An 18,245-nucleotide genomic window follows, 5' to 3' on the forward strand; every position below is an offset into this window, starting at 1 on the left:
ATTATTAACGGTTGATGGCTTTATCGGCAATGTCTTTACGGTATTGCATACCGTCAAAACGGATGGTTTCCAATGCCTCATAAGCCTTACTCTTAGCTTGTGCAACATCATCACCCAAACCGACGACACACAACACACGGCCGCCGTTGGTTACCACTTCGCCTTTTTCATTCGTTGCAGTACCGGCATGGAAAACTTTACCGATTTGATTAGCCTTATCCAAACCGGAGATCACATCGCCTTTTTTCGGAGAGTCAGGATAGTTTTGTGCGGCCAACACCACGCCTACGGCAGTCTGCGGATTCCATTCGGCGGTAACACTATCCAGTTTGCCGTCGATTGCTGCTTCAATCAAATCCACCAAATCACTATTCAACCGGCTCATAATCGGCTGGGTCTCAGGGTCGCCGAAACGGCAGTTGAATTCAATGGTATAAGGCGCACCACTTTTATCAATCATCAAGCCCGCATATAAAAAGCCGGTAAACTCATGACCTTCTGCTTTCATACCTGCCACAGTCGGCAAAATAATTTCATTCATCGCGCGCTCGTACACATCAGGCGTTACTACCGGAGCAGGGCTGTATGCACCCATACCGCCGGTATTAGGGCCTTTGTCGTCATCCAACAGGCGTTTATGGTCTTGACTGGTTGCCATCGGCAAAACATGATTGCCGTCCACCATAACGATAAAGCTTGCTTCCTCGCCTTGCAGGAAATCTTCAATCACGACGCGCGCGCCTGCATTGCCCATTTTGTTACCCAACAACATATCGTCGATAGCGGCATGGGCTTCATCCAAAGTCATGGCGACAATCACGCCCTTACCGGCAGCCAAACCATCCGCTTTAATGACAATCGGCGCACCTTTTCGGTTGACGTAATTATGTGCCGCATCGGCATTTTCAAAGGTTTGGTATTGCGCGGTTGGAATGTTATATTTTGCCATAAACGCTTTAGCAAAATCCTTTGAGCTCTCCAACTGGGCCGCGTATTGAGTCGGGCCAAAAATCTTCAATCCGGCAGCACGGAAGTCATTGACCACACCTGCAGCCAAAGGCGCTTCAGGGCCGACTACAGTAAAGGCAATATTTTCATTACGGCAAAAATCAATCAAATCTTGATGCGCCGTTAATGCGATATTCTGAAGTTTAGGTTCAATTGCCGTTCCGGCATTACCAGGTGCAACAAAGACAGTTTCTACTTTAGACGACTGCGCTAATTTCCAAGCCAGTGCGTGTTCACGTCCACCATTACCAATAACGAGCAATTTCATACCATCTCCTTGAAGAATAGATGTTGTCAATTAAATTCAATCGATGGAATTATTGTTCCATCTTGTATAGCTGTTTCAAATTAAGAATAATATTGCACCAAGACAACCATACTCTAATTTCAAACAACAAAAGGAAAATCATGCAAAAGCGTATTGACGAAATTCAAAGCAAATACCGCGAATGGTGCGAATTACTGCCGCAACTGGAGGCAGATATCGCCCGATGGAAACATGCTGCAAGCCTCATGCAGGACATGGATGAATTCTATACCAACGAATACCAAACGTGTCATCAAGCCATTGAAGAAGGTGCAGATGTTGATTTGCGTACACAGGGCGAATACAGCATTATGAGCGAAGATGCCCTATGGAACGCACTGGGAGAATTTCATCAACTGGCTTGGGAACACTTGCGCTCAAGCGTAAATGCTTTAGACAGATACCAAGGCTAAAACATCAAAGGCCGTCTGAAACTTTTGATTGATCAAATATGTTCAGACGACCTTTTATTCAAACGGCTTCTCAGTATTTACTTCAATTTGGCGCGTATTTTTCCAGGCGGCAATACAGGCTTCATAATCGGCCAACGCTATTTTTACTGTCAACTTACAATCCAGCTGCAAATCCTGTTCCACAATATCGGCCTGATATTGTTTGGCAATCCGTATCGCCTCATTCAAAACTGGATATTCACACTTCAACCAAACCGTTTTTTCAACATTCTTTTCAACAACTTCAGCTATCGCCAGCGCCTGAGCCGTTGATTCCTTATAGGCATGAATCAAACCGGGAACACCCAATAGCGTACCGCCAAAATAACGCACAACCACAACCAATACATCCGTTACGCCAACAGAATCAATCTGCCCCAGAATAGGGCGGCCAGCGCTCCCGGACGGTTCTCCATCATCATTTGCGCGAAACTGCATTCCATCCACACCCAATCGATAGGCGTAGCACCAATGTCGTGCTTTGTGATGCTCTTCCTTTAATGGGTCGAGATATTTCTTCACATCAGCCAACGTGCGGATCGGATAGGCATATGCGATGAAGCGGTTGCCTTTATCTTTAAATTCAGCCTGTGTCGGTGTGGTAATGGTTTTATAGGTCGTAATCATGCCAAAATATTTTCAGACGGCCTTTGTTATAAAAGGCCGTCTGAACGTTTCACGTGAAACATTAGTTTTTCAGTGCTTCTGTCAGTTGAGGCACAACTTCAAACAAATCACCAACCAAGCCGTAGTCTGCCACATTGAAAATAGGCGCATCAGCATCTTTGTTGATGGCAACAATCACTTTACTGTCCTGCATACCGGCAACGTGTTGGATAGCACCGGAAATACCGATAGCGAAGTATAGTTGCGGCGCAACCACTTTACCGGTTTGACCCACTTGGGCATCGTTTGGCGCATACTCGGCATCCACTGCCGCACGGGACGCACCAATCGCCGCACCCAAAACATCTGCCAAAGGAGTCAACACTTCATTAAATTTTTCAGCACTGCCCAATGCACGGCCACCGGAAACAATCACTTTTGCCTGAGTCAATTCAGGGCGGTCAGACTGAGAAAGTTGACGGTTTACGAAACGGCTCAGGTTTTGAGCAGGTGTTGCCTCAACATTGACCACTTCTGCATTACCGCCTTGTCCGGCAGCATCAAATGCTGTCGCACGGAAAGTCAGCACCAGTTTTTCAGAATTGGATTGAACGGTTTCAAATGCATTACCGGCATAAATCGGACGGACAAATGTCGAGTTATCCACAACTTCGGTTAAATCCGAAACTTGTGGCACATCCAACAGGGCAGCTACTCGGGGCAACAGATTTTTACCAAACGCAGTTGCAGTCGCAGCCACATAGCGGTAATCCGCAGCCAGTTTAACAACCAAAGGCGCTAATTCTTCTGCCAAACCTTCAGCGTAATAGGACGCATCGGCTACCAAAACCTTCGCTACGCCTGCAACCTGTTTCGCCTCTTCAACCACCGCAGCAGCATTACTGCCGGCAACCAATAAATCTACATTACCCAATTTAGCGGCAGCCGTTACCGCATGCAAAGTGGCAGGATTCAAATGTTGGTTATTATGTTCCGCAATAATCAATACGCTCATTTCATACTCCTTAGATCACTTTGGCTTCGTTTTTCAGCTTTTCAACCAACTCGGCAACATCAGCTACTTTCACACCGGCTTGACGTGCTTTAGGTTCGGCAAATTTCACGGTATTCAAACGCGGAGAAATATCCACAGCCAAATCGGCAGGACTTAATTTTTCCAAAGGTTTTTTCTTTGCCGCCATGATATTAGGAAGTTTGACAAAGCGTGGTTCGTTCAAACGCAAATCCGCACTGATGACTGCAGGCAGCTTCAATGCAACAGTTTCTTCGCCGCCGTCAATTTCACGAGTTACCAATGCTTCTTCGCCTTCAATTTGCACTTTTGATGCAAAAGTACCTTGAGCCGCATTCAACAACGCAGCCAGCATTTGGGCAACTTGGTTGGCGTCATCATCAATTGCCTGTTTGCCCAGCAGTAAAATTTGCGAATTTTCTTTATCCGCAACAGCTTTCAGCAATTTTGCAACGGCCAAAGGCTCCAATTTCGCATCAGTCTCAACATGAACCGCACGGTCAGCACCCATCGCCAAAGCAGTACGCAACGTCTCTTCGCATTTTTTCTCGCCAAGAGAAACAGCAACAATCTCGCTTACTTTTCCGGCTTCTTTCAAACGGACAGCTTCTTCTACCGCGATTTCATCAAACGGGTTCATCGACATTTTGACATTACCGATATCCACATCGGAACCATCGGCTTTCACACGAACTTTGACGTTGTAGTCCACTACGCGCTTTACTGCGACCAGTGCTTTCATTCAATTCTCCTAAAAAGAATGCCCATCAAATCAAGCATACTGCTTTTGATACATTCTTTATATAAAATCCAATTCGGTTTTCACCAACATGACAAAACCAAATTTATATAAATCTTGGCAAATAGAGCGAAATTATATCATTTCTAAAGCATTTACTCAGAAAATAAATCCAACTCCCCAGCAATTATTTACCGTATGCTGCAACACACTCCATCAAGGTTTGATAAACCTCGTCAACATTGGGAATTTGAGCAATACCGCCTAAATTTTTTGCATAAGCCGAAACTTGAACGCCGGTCTTGGCCGGATCTGTATCTGTATAAATTCCTACGACAGGCTTTTCCAACGCATTGGCAAGATGCAGTAGTCCGGTATCTACGCCAACAATACCTTCTGCGTTTTTCAATAAAAATGCAGCCTGTAATAAATTCATTTTGTCGCAAACCGAGGCAAACGGTAAATCGCTTGCAATCTGTTCGGCACGCATTTTTTCGGTTTCATTTCCCCATGGCAGATATACATTGCATTGTTGTTCTTCATTCAACTTTTTCAATAATGCACGCCAGTGTTCTACCGGCCATAATTTACTGTCGCGACTGGTTGCATGCAAAGCAACGTAATAAGGGGATTGCAAATTTTTCAGACGGCCTGATTCAGGAACCGATAAACCAAATACCTGCGTTTCCGGCATTGCATAACCAAATACTTGGGCGAATAATTCACGGTTTCGCCAGACCGCATTTTTACCTTTCGGTACGGCAAATGTTTTACTGTACACAAGGGCCGCTAAACTTTCACGCGCGCTGTGTTTATCCAAACCGTAAATAGGAGATTTCGCCATTTTGGCAAAGCATGCGCTTTTAATCAGTCCTTGGCTATCTAAAACAAAATCAAAAGATTCAGCCTGTAAATCCGTTTTCAGACGGCCTATTTCACGCCACGTTTCAGCCTGAAAAAGGTGCTTGCGCCATTGCCGCCATTTCATTACATGAACTTTTTTGACAAAAGGATGTAAGCGCGCAATATCTGCAAACCCTACCTCACACAGCCAATGGAGCTCTACCTCAGGACATTGTCGCGCCAAATCTTCAACTGCGGGCAACGTATGAATTAAATCGCCCATACTAGACAAGCGGACAAGTAAAATCTTCATATTTTGAAAGATGTTTCACGTGAAACAATAGGATTTAAAATATATTTTATTGATTATTAATGTATTTTTTTATTTCTTCGGCGTTTTCTAAAACAATAGCCCCGGCGGAACGCATTTCCTGCCATGCGGATTCAACCGTTTCCGGAGCAATACCGCGACAAGCCGCCTGATTGACGATAACTTTCCAAGCCCCGCCTTTAAGCAACTGTAAAACCGTTGTCTTCACACAATAATCCGTTGCCAAACCGCCGACAATAACTGTATCTGCATTTTGACAGCGCAACCATTCGATCAAACCTGTACTGAGTTTTTCTTCAATATCGTGAAAACATGCGCCGTAAGGATGCAATTCAGGATCAACGCCTTTCCAAACGCAATAATCGTATTCTTTGGCTGAAGGCAGGCCATCCAACAATTCATAGCCATATGTTCCAACCATCGCATGCGCCACCCAAGTCAAATCCGCATCGGGCAAACCCGTCGGTTTCAACATATCAATAGGATTATCCACAAGCCATTTTGCCGCGGCATGATGCGCATCTTTCGTCATCACGCGTAAATCCGCCAATGCAGCTTGGACATTGAGTTCATCCGCAATCAGATGACCTTCGGCAACAGGCAATTCTTTCGGGCACAAAGGCGTAAACGTTTTTTGTGCATCTACATCGATAGAAACAATCATGGATTAATATAACCTATTGATTTTATTTTAAATGATTTAAATTTTGTATTTATTGCCAATATTCGGACATTTGGAATAAATGCTTTGTATTATAACAAATTACGACTGCAAAAGGTGGGAAAACATCTGTGATATGATGACAGTTTGTACAGAATATTTATCCACAAATTATGTCCTATTCGATTACGCCTATTGCAACCGTTCATTCCCCCTACAAGCAAAAATTCGGCATTGCCCGCCAACCCGGTTTGGTTCCTGCGGCAGAAATTTGTATTGAACTCACTCCTGAATTTACCGCAGACAGCGTTCGGGGCTTGGAAGATTTCGACTATGTGTGGATAAGTTTTATTTTCCACGGCGTATTAGATGAAGGTTGGGCGCAAATGGTGCGTCCGCCACGGCTCGGAGGTAAACAAAAAATGGGCGTATTTGCCACGCGCAGCCCACACCGCCCTAATCATCTCGGTTTATCCCTGCTGAAACTCGAACGCATCGAAACAAGCAAACCTGTCCGCATTTATTGCAGCGGTGCAGACCTGTTGGACGGTACCCCGGTAGTGGATATCAAACCCTACATCCCGTTTGTAGAATCCAAACCTGACGCATCATCGGGCTTTGTCAGCGGCAAACCTGAAGAATTGAGTGTAGTCTGGGCAGAAAGTACGCTTGCGGAACATTTATCCATAGAAGAAAAACATCTTATTGAGCAAAGCATTGCCCAAGATCCCCGTCCTGCCTACCAAGATATTCCCGAACGGATTTATGTAATGAATATCGCGGATTATGAAGTGCAGTTTAGGATAGAAAACAAATGTGCCACAGTGATTAAACTATCCAAAATCTGATTACAAATTGAATCTTTCTACAAACAAAAGGCCGTCTGAAATGTTCAGACGGCCTTCTCATTATCCACAGACTGATTGATTCAGCCTGTTATCCTTTAGATTTTGCTGGCAAAAAATTCCAAGGTACGAACCAATTGGCAAGTGTAAGACATTTCATTGTCGTACCAAGCAACGGTTTTCACCAATTGTTTGTCGCCAACAGTCATCACACGGGTTTGAGTCGCATCGAAGAGTGAGCCGTACTCGATACCGATAACGTCGGAAGAAACGATTTGATCTTCAGTGTAACCTAAAGCATTGTTGGCGGCAGCTTTCATGGCTGCATTGATTTCTTCTTTGGTAACAGGGCGTTCGAGAACAGAAACCAGTTCGGTCAAAGAGCCGGTAGCAACGGGAACGCGTTGGGCAGAACCATCAAGTTTGCCGTTCAATTCAGGGATAACCAAGCCGATGGCTTTAGCGGCACCGGTGCTGTTCGGTACGATATTCAATGCAGCGGCACGGGCGCGGCGGAAGTCGCCTTTGCGGTGAGGCGCATCAAGGGTGTTTTGGTCGCCGGTATAAGCGTGGATGGTGGTCATCAGGCCTTCGACAATACCGAATTCTTTTTGCAATACCGCAGCCATAGGAGCCAGGCAGTTAGTCGTACAAGAAGCGGCAGAGATGACGGTTTCGCTGCCATCCAAAATATCTTGGTTTACGCCGTATACAACGGTTTTCACATCATTGCCGCCGGGAGCAGAAATCACAACTTTGCGCGCACCGGCACGGATATGGGCTTCCGCTTTGGTTTTATTGGTAAAGAAACCGGTACATTCGAGGACGACGTCCACACCCAGCTCGCCCCAAGGCAATTCTTCAGGATTAGGATTGGCAAATACTTTGATTTCTTTGCCGTTAACAACAATAGCGTCGTCTTTCAATTCGGCAGAGCCTTCAAAGCGGCCTTGGGTGCTGTCGTATTTGAAGAGGTGCAACAGCATGTCAGCAGGAGTCAAGTCGTTAACAGCAACGACTTCGATACCTTGGGCTTTTTCAATTTGACGCAATGCCAGACGACCGATACGGCCAAAACCATTAATCGCTACTTTAATACTCATTTTGCTACTCCTTTAGGTGGAATGGGAAAAATTTCTCAATGAAGCCATTGTATCCTGAAATAAAATTACTTTCTAGAATTACATGTAATTACTTTTAAAATGTTTGATTTAAATAAACAAAACGTGAAATTCTTGATTATAGGAAAATATCGAATTTGTCTAAACAGTCCTGTTTTTTGGTATTTTATTTCATAAATTTCATTTTTTCATCTTAGTTTTTTTATAAGTTTATGATTTTCATAAATTTAGTTCTATTTTCTGTATTTTGCCGTTTTTATGCTGATAACTCAGTCTTTTCTTCAAATCATAGTATTTAAGTTTTTAAAACGATGATTTTGATGATGGTCCTAATCCTTTGTGGATAACAGAAGATTTTTCTTTAAAACCAATCCAATAATCACTTTTTATCTTTGAGGCAAACCCCAACTGAATATCGGAATAAAAAAGGATAAAATCTTAGTTTCCCTATTTATCTGTGGATAAAAACCAAATTACCCACTTCAACTTCACACACCTTTGTGGATAATTCAAAACGTGAAGTTCATCCCTGCAAAACATCCATATTGGCAAATACTATTAAAAATGATGGCTTGTTTTTTCCTTTTTAACGTATCATTTGTCCATCAGACTTTTTAAAAGGAAGCAATTATGCTGCAACGGACTTTAGCCAAATCAGTAAGCGTTACCGGCGTTGGCCTGCATTCGGGCGAAAGGGTCGCTCTAACTTTGCATCCTGCCGAAGAAAACAGCGGTATTTCGTTCCGCCGTACTGATTTAAGTGGAGAAATGGGCGAAGTCATCCAATTGAATCCTTATTTGATTAACGATACCCGCCTCTCTTCAACCATCGTTACCGATAAGGGCGTGCGCATCGGCACGATTGAACACATTATGTCGGCACTGTCTGCCTACGGCATCGACAATGCTTTGATTGAATTGAACGCGCCTGAAATTCCGATTATGGACGGCTCGAGCCTGCCTTTTATTTACCTTTTACAAGATGCAGGCGTGGTGGATCAAAAAGCCCAAAAACGTTTTTTAAAAATCCTCAAACCCGTTGAAATCAAAGAAACCGGAAAATGGGTACGCTTTACGCCTTATGACGGCTTTAAAGTTACTTTAACCATCGAATTCGACCATCCTGTTTTCAACCGCAGCTCGCCCACTTTTGAGATTGATTTTGCAGGAAAATCCTATATCGATGAGATTGCCCGCGCCCGTACCTTCGGCTTTATGCACGAAGTGGAAATGATGCGCGCCCATAATCTCGGACTGGGCGGCAATTTGAACAATGCTATCGTAATTGACGACATGGATGTTTTGAATCCGGAAGGTTTGCGCTATCCCGATGAATTTGTCCGCCACAAAATCCTGGATGCCATCGGCGATTTGTACATTGTCGGCCATCCGATTATTGGCGCATTTGAAGGTTACAAATCAGGTCATGCCATCAATAATGCGCTGTTGCGTGCCGTTTTGGCAGACGAAACGGCTTACGAATGGGTTGAGTTTGCCGATGACGAAGACTTGCCCAGCGCTTTTCACGAGCTGCCGGCAGCCTGATAGAAAATAGATAAAGCAGTTCAATAAAAAGGCCGTCTGAACCTTTCAGACGGCCTAAATCATGTCGTTTTCCACAAGTAATTATCCACATATTCATCCCTTTTATCTTATTGAAAAATAAAAATATTAAAATTTAACGTTATTCTTATACACATTTTATCCATATATTTTCCCAAACTAAAAGGCCGTCTGAACAACTAGGTTTCAGACGGCCTTTTTCATGTCAAACCGACAATATCAATCGCCCATGACCTTGCCTTCACGGCGCGGGTCGGCGCCGCCGAGCAAACCGTCTTTGCCGATCACAATGCCTTGCACGCCGGAATTCAAATCGCGGATTTGGACTTTGTAGCCCAGTTTTTCCAACGCTGGCGCTTTGTCCGCCGCTGCAGTTTTATCCTCGATTTCATACTGGCTGCCGCGGTTGAGCATATTCGGTAGGGAGATTGCCGTCTGAATGTCCATGCCCCAATCAATATGCGCCACCAGCGTTTTGGCAACGAAACCGATAATGCGGCTGCCGCCGGGCGAACCGACTGCCAAATAAGGTTTGCCGTCTTTCATCACAATGGTCGGCGCCATTGAAGAACGCGGCCGCTTGCCGCCCGCCACGCTGTTGGCCACCGTTTTACCGTCCGCGCCGACAGGGTTGAAAGCAAAATCGGTCAATTCATTGTTGAGCAGATAGCCGTTTACCATCAGTCCCGAACCGAACGCGTTTTCAATCGAAGTCGTCATCGACACGACGTTGCCGTCTTTATCCACAACCACCAAATGGCTGGTGGATGGCAGCTCGACCGCCATACCCTGCGCGTATGCCTTGCCGAACTGGCCTGCCTGAATATTTTCCAATGCCTTTTCAGCTTTGCGGATTTCTTCGGCGCGCGGTTTCAAATAAGCCTGAGAAATCAGGGCGCGAGTCGGGACGTTCACGAACTTGGGATCGCCGACGTAATAATCGCGGTCGGCAAACGCAATCCGCGACGCATCGCCTATCCAGCGCCAACTGTGGATATTTTCCGCGCCTAACGCCTTCATATCTTGATTTTGCAAGACACCCAAAATCTCACCCAAAGCAATCGCGCCCGAACTTGGCGCGCCTATGCCGCAGACTTCGTATTCACGATACGGCGCGCAAACCGGTTCGCGCTCGATAACGCGGTAGTTTTTCAAATCCGCCATGCTGATTTTGCCGGGATTATCCACAGCGCCGGTAACGGCACGGACAATATTCTGCGCCAGCATTCCCTGATAAAACGGCGCGCTGCCTTTTTCCGCCAACAGGCGCACGGAACGGGCAAATTCAGGGTTTTTCAATACCGTTCCCGCTGCCAAAGGCTTGCCGTCGGGCAGGAAATACGCGGCGGTTTGCGGATAACGTTTCAAAGGCTCCAGATTCTGCTCGATGGATTTCGCCATTCGCGGTGAAACGGTAAAGCCTTGTTCCGCCAAAGTAATCGGTTTCTCAAACAAACTTGCCCACGGCAATTTGCCGTAACGCTTGTGGACATCTTCCAGCAGCTTCGGAATCCCCGGTACGCCGACCGAACGGCCGCCAACGACAGCTTTCATAAAGCCCATCGGTTTGCCGTTTTCATCCAAAAAAAGTTCCGGCGTTGCCGCTTTCGGCGCCGTTTCTCGGGCATCAAACGTCGTCAGTTTTTTCGCCTTATTGTCCCAATACACCAGAAACGCGCCGCCGCCCAAACCGGAAGACTGCGGCTCGGTCAGCCCCAAGGTCGTCTGCATGGCGATCATCGCATCTATCGCGCTGCCGCCGCGTTTCAAAACCTCGTATCCCGCCTCAGTCGCCAACGGATTGGCAGACGCCGCCATATAATGCTTGGCGCGGATCAATTTCTGCTCGGTCAGCCCCGTCCCTTGTTCCGGCGCATGGTTATCCACAGATACAGAGGGCAGGGCAACTTGAGGTTTCAGAGCCGGCTGTTGCGCACAAGCAGCCAATACCAAAACAGATAACAATTTAATACTAAAGGAAAATTTCATATTCACTCCATAAATTTAAATATTTTCAGACGGCCTTTTCCCAACTTGAACAAGAGGAAATATGAAAATATTCAGAAATAAAAAACCATTTGACTATTTCCCTACTCAATCAGTTCCGATTGGAGAAGTATAAAAAAGCTAAGATTGTGCACAGGCGAAAATTTATCCACAGAATAAAGCGGCAGAAAAATTTTATCCACATACACAAACAAGGCCGACCATACTTTATCCTCATCAAGAAATATCAGCTAAGTATTTGAAAAATTGTTTTAATCAAAGTTATCAACAAGCTGTAGCAGCACTCAATATCATCTTCTATTTATTATTTAAAATCTTATTTATAGTTTGTTTTCCCGAAGGCAAAGGCCGTCTGAAACGTAAAGGCATCTTTTCAAAAAATTAAAAAGTTAAGGATTGTTAAAAACGTGTAAATCAGCTAGAGTTACGCTTGATAAAATTAATCAATAACGGAGTTTCACGAAATGAAAGGCGACATTGGCGTAATCGGCCTTGCCGTAATGGGGCAAAACCTGATTCTCAACATGAACGACAACGGCTTTAAAGTTGTCGCATACAACCGTACGACCAGCAAAGTAGATGATTTTTTAAACGGCGCAGCCAAAAATACCAATATTATCGGCGCATATTCACTGCAAGATCTGGTTGATAAATTAGAAAAACCGCGCAAAATCATGATGATGGTACGTGCCGGTTCTGTCGTGGACGATTTTATCGAACAACTTGTTCCGTTTTTGGACGAAGGCGACATTATTATTGACGGCGGCAATGCCAATTATCCCGATTCCACCCGCCGCACACACGAGCTGGCGGCAAAAGGCATCCGCTTTATCGGCGCGGGCGTTTCCGGTGGCGAAGAAGGCGCGCGTCACGGCCCGTCTATCATGCCTGGTGGCGATGAAGCCGCATGGCCTGCCGTTAAGCCGATTTTCCAAGCCATCTCCGCCAAAACGCCTCAAGGTGAGCCTTGCTGCGACTGGGTCGGCCGCGACGGCGCAGGCCACTTTGTCAAAATGGTGCATAACGGCATCGAATATGGCGACATGCAGTTGATTTGCGAAGCGTACCAATTCATGAAAGACGGTTTGGGCCTGTCTTATGACGAAATGCACCAAATCTTCAACGAGTGGAACAAAACCGAACTGGATTCTTATCTGGTCGAAATTACCGCCGCGATTTTGGGTTACAGAGATGAAAACGGCGAACCTTTGGTCGAAAAAATCCTTGATACTGCCGGTCAAAAAGGCACGGGCAAATGGACCGGCATCAACGCCCTCGATTTGGGTATTCCGCTGACACTGATTTCCGAAGCCGTGTTTGCACGTTGCGTTTCTGCGTTCAAAGACCAACGCGTCCAAGCAAACAGCCTGTTTGGCAAAACCATTACCCTGATTGAAGGCGACAAAGCCGCATGGGTAGATGCGTTGCGCCAAGCCCTGTTGGCATCTAAAATCATCTCTTATGCACAAGGCTTTATGTTGATCCGCGAAGCCAGCGAAAACAACGATTGGGCATTGAATTACGGCAATACCGCCCTCTTGTGGCGCGAAGGCTGCATTATCCGCAGCGCCTTCTTGGGCAACATCCGCGACGCATACGAAGCCAATCCTGATTTGGTGTTCTTGGGTTCCGATCCTTATTTCAAAGGCGTATTGGAAACCTGTCTGCCTGCATGGCGTAAAGTGGTGGCCAAAGCGATCGAGTGCGGTATTCCGATGCCTTGCATGGCTTCTGCGATTACCTTCCTTGACGGCTACACTTCCGCGCGCCTGCCGGCCAACCTGTTGCAAGCCCAACGCGACTACTTCGGCGCGCACACCTACGAGCGTACCGACAAACCGCGCGGCGAGTTCTTCCATACCAACTGGACAGGCAAGGGTGGCGATACCGCTTCAACCACATACGATATTTAATTTATCTAGGCAAACAAAAGGCCGTCTGAGTATTTCAGACGGCCTTTTTATAGGGTTATCCACAATAAAGAATGAAACAATTTAAAGTATTTGATAGATAACTTCATGAAATAAATAAAGATTAATAAAGGCCGTCTGAATGTTTCAGATGGCCTTTAAAATTGTTCACAACCTTATCAACAGGTTTTCCATAGCTTAAACCAGATTTTGCGGATTGCCGGCCACGAAGCGGTTAATGTTGTTCAAGAGGATGTCAAACAGGCGGTTGGCGGCCTCTTGGCTTGCCCATGCAATGTGTGGCGTGACGATGAGGTTGGGCAGTCGGGCTTTCAGCAGAGGGTTGCCGTCGCGCGGCGGCTCTTGTGTCAATACGTCAAAACCTGCCCCGCCGATTTGGCCGTATTTCAACGCCGCAACCAAAGCGGCTTCATCGACCAAGCCGCCGCGCCCGCAGTTGATGAGGATGGCGCCGGGTTTCATTTGTTGCAATTCGGCTTCGCCTATCATGTTTGCCGTTTGCGGCGTGAGCGGACAATTAAGCGACACGACATCGGCGGAGCGGATGGCTTCGTCAAAGGAAACATAGCCGTCGCGGACGCTTTGGGCATTTTTATGTTCGGCGAACACGACATTCATTTTGAAAGCCTGTGCATAAGTTGCCAGCGTTTTACCGATATTGCCGCGACCGAAAATCGCCAGCGTTTTACCGTTTAAATCGCGCATCGGTGCGCCGAGGTGACAGAAAAACGGCGAGTTTTCCCACAAGCCTGCCGCAACATCGCGCTGATAGGCAGGCAGGTTGCGCATCAGGGTAATCATCATCATAAACGCGTGTTCCGCCACGGATTCATTGCCGTAAGCGCGGATATTGCACACTGCCGTGCCGTTTTGTTTGGCGGCCTCAACGTCCACATTGTTGACGCCTGTCGCGGTAACGGCAACCAGCTTGAGTTGTGGATTTTCGGCAAAGGCTTGGGCGGAAATCACGACTTTGTTGGTAATCACAATGTCTGCACCGCGGATACGCGCCAGCGTTTCGTGCGCTTCGGTTGTGCCGTAGCTGCTCAATGTATGTGGAAAATCAAAGTCAAACGGGCGGTTGACGAGGGTATCGCGGTCAAGGACGACAATTTGGAGCAGATTCATAAAATTCCTATCAAAAATAAAATATCGATTTATAAAATCTAAATAAGGATAAAGGATTTAAAATATACGCGTTAGTTGATAATAATTATTATGTAGCTATTAAAACATCAATGTATCAGGAAAACAAAATGATTAAAACCATTACATTTGCTATTTTGCATTTCAGCGTCGCATTTAGTGTCGCCTATATTTTGACCGGCAGTATCGGCGTTTCCAGCGCGGTGGCTTTGGTCGAACCCATCGTCAATACCGTCGTCTTTTATTTTCATGAAAAAGCGTGGAACCGCTACGAGAAAAACAAATCCGAAAAGCAAAAATTGTGGGTGCCTCTGCATCAGTGCGGCTAAAGTTTCAGACGGCCTTTTGCTTGATTAAAACCGATTATGTTTTTGAGGTTCGTCCATCGCCATCAAAATGCCAAACCCTAAAATAGAGTAAGACTTTACAAGGGCTTCATGAAGGTAAAAATGCTAAAATACGCTATTCTTGCAAACCCATTCAGACGGCCTCAATGCTCACCGATTTAGAAAAAAACGCCATCCGCGACCATTACCAAAACATCGGCAAAAACCTGCCCGGTTTCCGTCCGCGCTCTTCGCAGCGGGAAATGATTGCGGCGATTGCCAACGCTTTTTCGCGGACGTTGACGCGTGAAGAAGGCGAAGAAGCGCCCAAACGCGAGGGCGAGAGCATTGCCATGATAGAAGGGCCGACCGGTGTGGGTAAATCGTTGGCCTACCTTTTGGCCGGCGGCATCATGGCGCAGACGCGCGGCAAACGGTTGATTGTCAGCAGCGCGACGGTGGCTTTGCAGGAGCAGTTGGTTGACCGAGATTTGCCGTTTTTGGTCGAAAAAAGCGGTTTGGAGCTGACCTTTGCGCTTGCCAAAGGGCGCGGTCGTTATCTTTGCCCCTACAAACTCTATCAACTGACGCAAAACAATGCCCAGCAAAACCTGCTTGGTTTTGAAGCGCCGGAAGTGTTGTGGAACAGCAAACCCAAGCCGGAAGAATTGAATCTGCTGCGTAACATTGCCGATGAATTTTCCGCCCGCCGCTTTAATGGCGACCGCGACACTTGGCCGGAAAAAATCGATGACGCGATTTGGCTCAAAGTGACCAACGACCGCCACGGCTGCCTGAAATCCGCCTGTCCCAACCGTCCGGAATGTCCGTTTTACCTGGCGCGCGATGTCTTGGAAACCGTCGATGTCGTCGTTGCCAACCACGATCTTCTGCTTGCCGACATCAGCATGGGCGGCGGCGTGATTCTGCCTGCGCCCGAAAACAGTTTCTATTGCATAGACGAAGCGCACCACCTGCCCAAAAAAGCCCTCAGCCGTTTTGCCGCCGAACATTCATGGAATATTGCCGTTTGGACGCTGGAAAAACTACCGCAGCTTACCGGTAAAATTGCCGCGCTGACCGATAAAGCCGAACTTGCCAACCTTGCCGACGAAGCTGCAACATCCTTGCTCGACAGCCTGCACGAATGGCAGTTCCATTTGGCGGAAGAGCCGTCTTTAAGTCTGGGGTCGTCTGAAAACGATAGGCGGAAACACAACGAACCGACTTGGCTGTGGGAAGACGGCAAAATCCCCGAAGGCCTGGAAACCACAGTTTCCAATACGGCCATTGCTGCGCGCAGCCTGCTCAAACACGTTATCGGCCTGAACGATGCGCTTTCCGCCGCACGCCGCGAAAAAGAACAGGACGGCGCGCTCATCGACCGCCTGACCAGCGAGTTCGGCCTTTTTATCGCCCGTATCGAACAAATCAGCGCGGTTTGGGATTTACTCTCCACCGTTCCCATTGAGGGTGAAGAGCCGTTGGCAAAATGGATAACCCGCCGTGCCGACGACAAAAACGACTATATTTTCAACGCTAGCCCCATCAGCAGCGCATCCCACCTTGCCAACAATCTGTGGCGGCGCGCGGCAGGTGCGGTGCTGACTTCGGCCACCCTGCAATCGCTCGGCAGCTTCAACCTGATTTTGCGCCAAACCGGCCTATTATGGCTGCCCGAAACCACCACGCTCGCTTTGGAAAGCCCGTTTAATTTCGATGCGCAAGGCGAGCTGTATATTCCGCCGGTTCATGCCAGCCCGAAAGACCCTGATGCGCACACGGCTGCCATTGTCGAATGGTTGCCGAAGCTGGTTTCACCGGTTGAAGCCATCGGCACGCTGGTGTTGTTTTCCTCGCGCAAACAAATGCAGGACGTCGCCTTGCGCCTGCCTGACGAATATTTGCCGCTTCTGCTTGTGCAGGGCGAGTTACCCAAGGCCGTTCTTTTACAAAGGCACCATCAAGCCATTGCCGAAGGCAAAGCCAGCATTATTTTCGGCCTCGACAGTTTTGCCGAAGGCCTCGACCTTCCCGGTGCAGCCTGCGTACAAGTTATCATTGCCAAGCTGCCGTTTGCGATGCCGGACAACCCCATCGAGAAAACCCAAAACCGCTGGATTGAACAACGCGGCGGCAATCCTTTTATTGAAATCACGGTGCCCGAAGCCAGCATCAAATTAATCCAAGCCGTCGGCCGCCTTATCCGTACCGAACAGGATTACGGCCGCGTGACCATCCTCGACAACCGCGTCAAAACGCAACGCTACGGCCAGCAATTATTGGCCTGTCTGCCGCCGTTTAAGCGGATAGGGTAGTTTTGTATCATTCAAAAAACAAAGGCCGTCTGAAACCAAATGTTCAGACGGCCTTTTATTCTTTTCAAGCTATAAATCCAATTTCATGACGGATACGGTTTCCCCGTTGTGCCAAGTCTGGGTAATTTCTTTCCAGCCGAACTTTTCATATACAGCCTGCACATCCGGCGTATAGAGAAACAGATGCGGCAAACCCAGTTCGCGTGCTTTATCCAGACAAAACGAGACCAGCTGCCTGCCCACGCCCAAACCGCGAAATTGCGGTAAAACGAACACATCGCCCAGCCAATATTCGTATTCGGGAAAACACACCATATCAAACCGTTTTAATGACGCCGAACCCATCAGCCGCCCTTCCTTATCCACAGCCGCAAACGCCAGCGGCAAGTTATCCCCATTAAGGCACTGCGCGTAATACGCACGGATTTTGTCCAGAGACGACCACGGCGCAAAATCGTGCCATTCCTCAAACAGCGCGAGGGATAAAGGCTCGACAAATTCAGGCTTCAGACGGCATATGTTCATATCGGGTCCTTTTGTTGTACCGAATAGGGATAGTTTTTACAGTATAGGCCGTCTGAAAGGTTAACACATCTTAAAAAATCAGCGTAAAACACGATAAACCCGCCGCCAGTCCCATTCAAATCACTTATAATTCTGCCCATACCGCACACAAACAAAAGAAGAACATCATGGCCAAGAAATTTCCCATTTTTCCGAAAAATCCCGAGCGTATCTGCTGGGGTTGCGACAAATACTGCAAAGAAGACGATTTGCAATGCGGCAACGGTTGCGAACGCATCCAACACCCCATCGAATTGGACGGCCGTGACTGGTATAAAAAAGGCGACTGGAGCAATTTGTTGAGTGAAGAGCAGCAAATCGAACTTGGACTGAAAGAAGCGCCCAAGCCGGCCAAACCGCATATCAAACTGCCTTTGAAAAACAAAACGGCTTAAACAGCATGCCGTAAACAAACGAAATAAAAAGGCCGTCTGAAACCTGAAA

At 47.1% G+C, this 18,245-nt stretch carries 17 protein-coding genes; 7 read left to right on the plus strand and 10 right to left on the minus strand.

The window, feature by feature from the left end:
- Positions 1-4: 4 nt before the first annotated feature.
- Positions 5-1,276 carry a phosphoribosylamine--glycine ligase gene (gene purD, locus ACTHRY_RS07615; RefSeq protein ID WP_049323010.1) on the minus strand — a complete coding sequence of 424 codons (1,272 nt, stop codon included), beginning with the start codon at positions 1,274-1,276 and terminating at the stop codon, positions 5-7.
- A 140-nt stretch (positions 1,277-1,416) separates the two neighbouring features.
- On the opposite strand from purD, the gene ACTHRY_RS07620 reads away from it, so the two are divergent.
- Positions 1,417-1,728 carry a DUF4298 domain-containing protein gene (locus ACTHRY_RS07620; RefSeq protein WP_049323009.1) on the plus strand — a complete coding sequence of 104 codons (312 nt, stop codon included), beginning with the start codon at positions 1,417-1,419 and terminating at the stop codon, positions 1,726-1,728.
- Between the two features lie 54 nt (positions 1,729-1,782).
- Here the strand turns inward: ACTHRY_RS07620 and ACTHRY_RS07625 are convergent, their stop codons facing one another.
- From ACTHRY_RS07625 to ACTHRY_RS07645, 5 genes are all read right to left on the minus strand, one after another.
- Positions 1,783-2,394 carry an IMPACT family protein gene (locus tag ACTHRY_RS07625; protein ID WP_440374174.1) on the minus strand — a complete coding sequence of 204 codons (612 nt, stop codon included), beginning with the start codon at positions 2,392-2,394 and terminating at the stop codon, positions 1,783-1,785.
- A gap of 61 nt (positions 2,395-2,455) precedes the next feature.
- On the minus strand, positions 2,456-3,388 hold the full coding sequence (locus ACTHRY_RS07630) for an electron transfer flavoprotein subunit alpha/FixB family protein (RefSeq protein WP_049359009.1): 933 nt from the start codon (positions 3,386-3,388) through the stop codon (positions 2,456-2,458).
- A gap of 10 nt (positions 3,389-3,398) precedes the next feature.
- Positions 3,399-4,148: an electron transfer flavoprotein subunit beta/FixA family protein gene (locus ACTHRY_RS07635; RefSeq protein ID WP_049323005.1), complete on the minus strand. Its 750-nt coding sequence runs from the start codon at positions 4,146-4,148 to the stop codon at positions 3,399-3,401.
- A gap of 184 nt (positions 4,149-4,332) precedes the next feature.
- Complete coding sequence (gene waaC / locus ACTHRY_RS07640; protein WP_049323004.1) at positions 4,333-5,301, minus strand: lipopolysaccharide heptosyltransferase I; 969 nt, start codon at positions 5,299-5,301, stop codon at positions 4,333-4,335.
- A gap of 46 nt (positions 5,302-5,347) precedes the next feature.
- Entirely contained in the window at positions 5,348-5,983 is a 636-nt protein-coding gene (locus ACTHRY_RS07645) for a nicotinamidase (protein ID WP_049323003.1), read from the minus strand.
- 170 nt (positions 5,984-6,153) lie between these two features.
- Between ACTHRY_RS07645 and tsaA the strand changes: the two genes are divergently transcribed.
- A complete protein-coding gene (gene tsaA / locus ACTHRY_RS07650) occupies positions 6,154-6,828 on the plus strand; it encodes a tRNA (N6-threonylcarbamoyladenosine(37)-N6)-methyltransferase TrmO (RefSeq protein ID WP_049323001.1) in 675 nt (224 codons plus the stop codon).
- 95 nt (positions 6,829-6,923) lie between these two features.
- Here the strand turns inward: tsaA and gap are convergent, their stop codons facing one another.
- Positions 6,924-7,928 (minus strand): type I glyceraldehyde-3-phosphate dehydrogenase, encoded by a 1,005-nt coding sequence (gene gap / locus ACTHRY_RS07655; RefSeq protein WP_049323000.1) that lies wholly within the window; start codon positions 7,926-7,928, stop codon positions 6,924-6,926.
- Between the two features lie 648 nt (positions 7,929-8,576).
- Between gap and lpxC the strand changes: the two genes are divergently transcribed.
- Complete coding sequence (lpxC, locus tag ACTHRY_RS07660; protein ID WP_049322999.1) at positions 8,577-9,491, plus strand: UDP-3-O-acyl-N-acetylglucosamine deacetylase; 915 nt, start codon at positions 8,577-8,579, stop codon at positions 9,489-9,491.
- Between the two features lie 237 nt (positions 9,492-9,728).
- Here lpxC and ggt read toward each other — a convergent pair whose 3' ends face one another.
- A complete protein-coding gene (gene ggt / locus ACTHRY_RS07665) occupies positions 9,729-11,498 on the minus strand; it encodes a gamma-glutamyltransferase (protein WP_049322998.1) in 1,770 nt (589 codons plus the stop codon).
- Between the two features lie 482 nt (positions 11,499-11,980).
- On the opposite strand from ggt, the gene gnd reads away from it, so the two are divergent.
- Positions 11,981-13,429 (plus strand): decarboxylating NADP(+)-dependent phosphogluconate dehydrogenase, encoded by a 1,449-nt coding sequence (gnd, locus tag ACTHRY_RS07670; protein ID WP_049322997.1) that lies wholly within the window; start codon positions 11,981-11,983, stop codon positions 13,427-13,429.
- A 195-nt stretch (positions 13,430-13,624) separates the two neighbouring features.
- Here gnd and ACTHRY_RS07675 read toward each other — a convergent pair whose 3' ends face one another.
- Positions 13,625-14,575, minus strand: coding sequence for a D-2-hydroxyacid dehydrogenase (locus tag ACTHRY_RS07675; protein ID WP_049322996.1), 951 nt, complete (start codon positions 14,573-14,575; stop codon positions 13,625-13,627).
- A 128-nt stretch (positions 14,576-14,703) separates the two neighbouring features.
- Here ACTHRY_RS07675 and ACTHRY_RS07680 point away from each other — a divergent pair, with 128 nt between their 5' ends.
- Both ACTHRY_RS07680 and dinG read left to right on the plus strand, forming a co-directional pair.
- The gene (locus tag ACTHRY_RS07680; RefSeq protein ID WP_070826381.1) at positions 14,704-14,922 is read left to right on the plus strand and encodes a DUF2061 domain-containing protein; all 219 of its coding nucleotides are present in this window, start codon (positions 14,704-14,706) and stop codon (positions 14,920-14,922) included.
- Positions 14,923-15,086: 164 nt separating this feature from the next.
- A complete protein-coding gene (gene dinG / locus ACTHRY_RS07685; protein WP_440374175.1) occupies positions 15,087-17,237 on the plus strand; it encodes an ATP-dependent DNA helicase DinG in 2,151 nt (716 codons plus the stop codon).
- 69 nt (positions 17,238-17,306) lie between these two features.
- Here the strand turns inward: dinG and ACTHRY_RS07690 are convergent, their stop codons facing one another.
- On the minus strand, positions 17,307-17,762 hold the full coding sequence (locus ACTHRY_RS07690) for a GNAT family N-acetyltransferase (RefSeq protein WP_049322993.1): 456 nt from the start codon (positions 17,760-17,762) through the stop codon (positions 17,307-17,309).
- A 167-nt stretch (positions 17,763-17,929) separates the two neighbouring features.
- Here ACTHRY_RS07690 and ACTHRY_RS07695 point away from each other — a divergent pair, with 167 nt between their 5' ends.
- On the plus strand, positions 17,930-18,196 hold the full coding sequence (locus ACTHRY_RS07695) for a DUF3079 domain-containing protein (RefSeq protein WP_003686685.1): 267 nt from the start codon (positions 17,930-17,932) through the stop codon (positions 18,194-18,196).
- Positions 18,197-18,245 lie beyond the last annotated feature (49 nt).

Source organism: Neisseria sp. P0004.S004, from assembly GCF_051963335.1.
Lineage (GTDB): Bacteria > Pseudomonadota > Gammaproteobacteria > Burkholderiales > Neisseriaceae > Neisseria.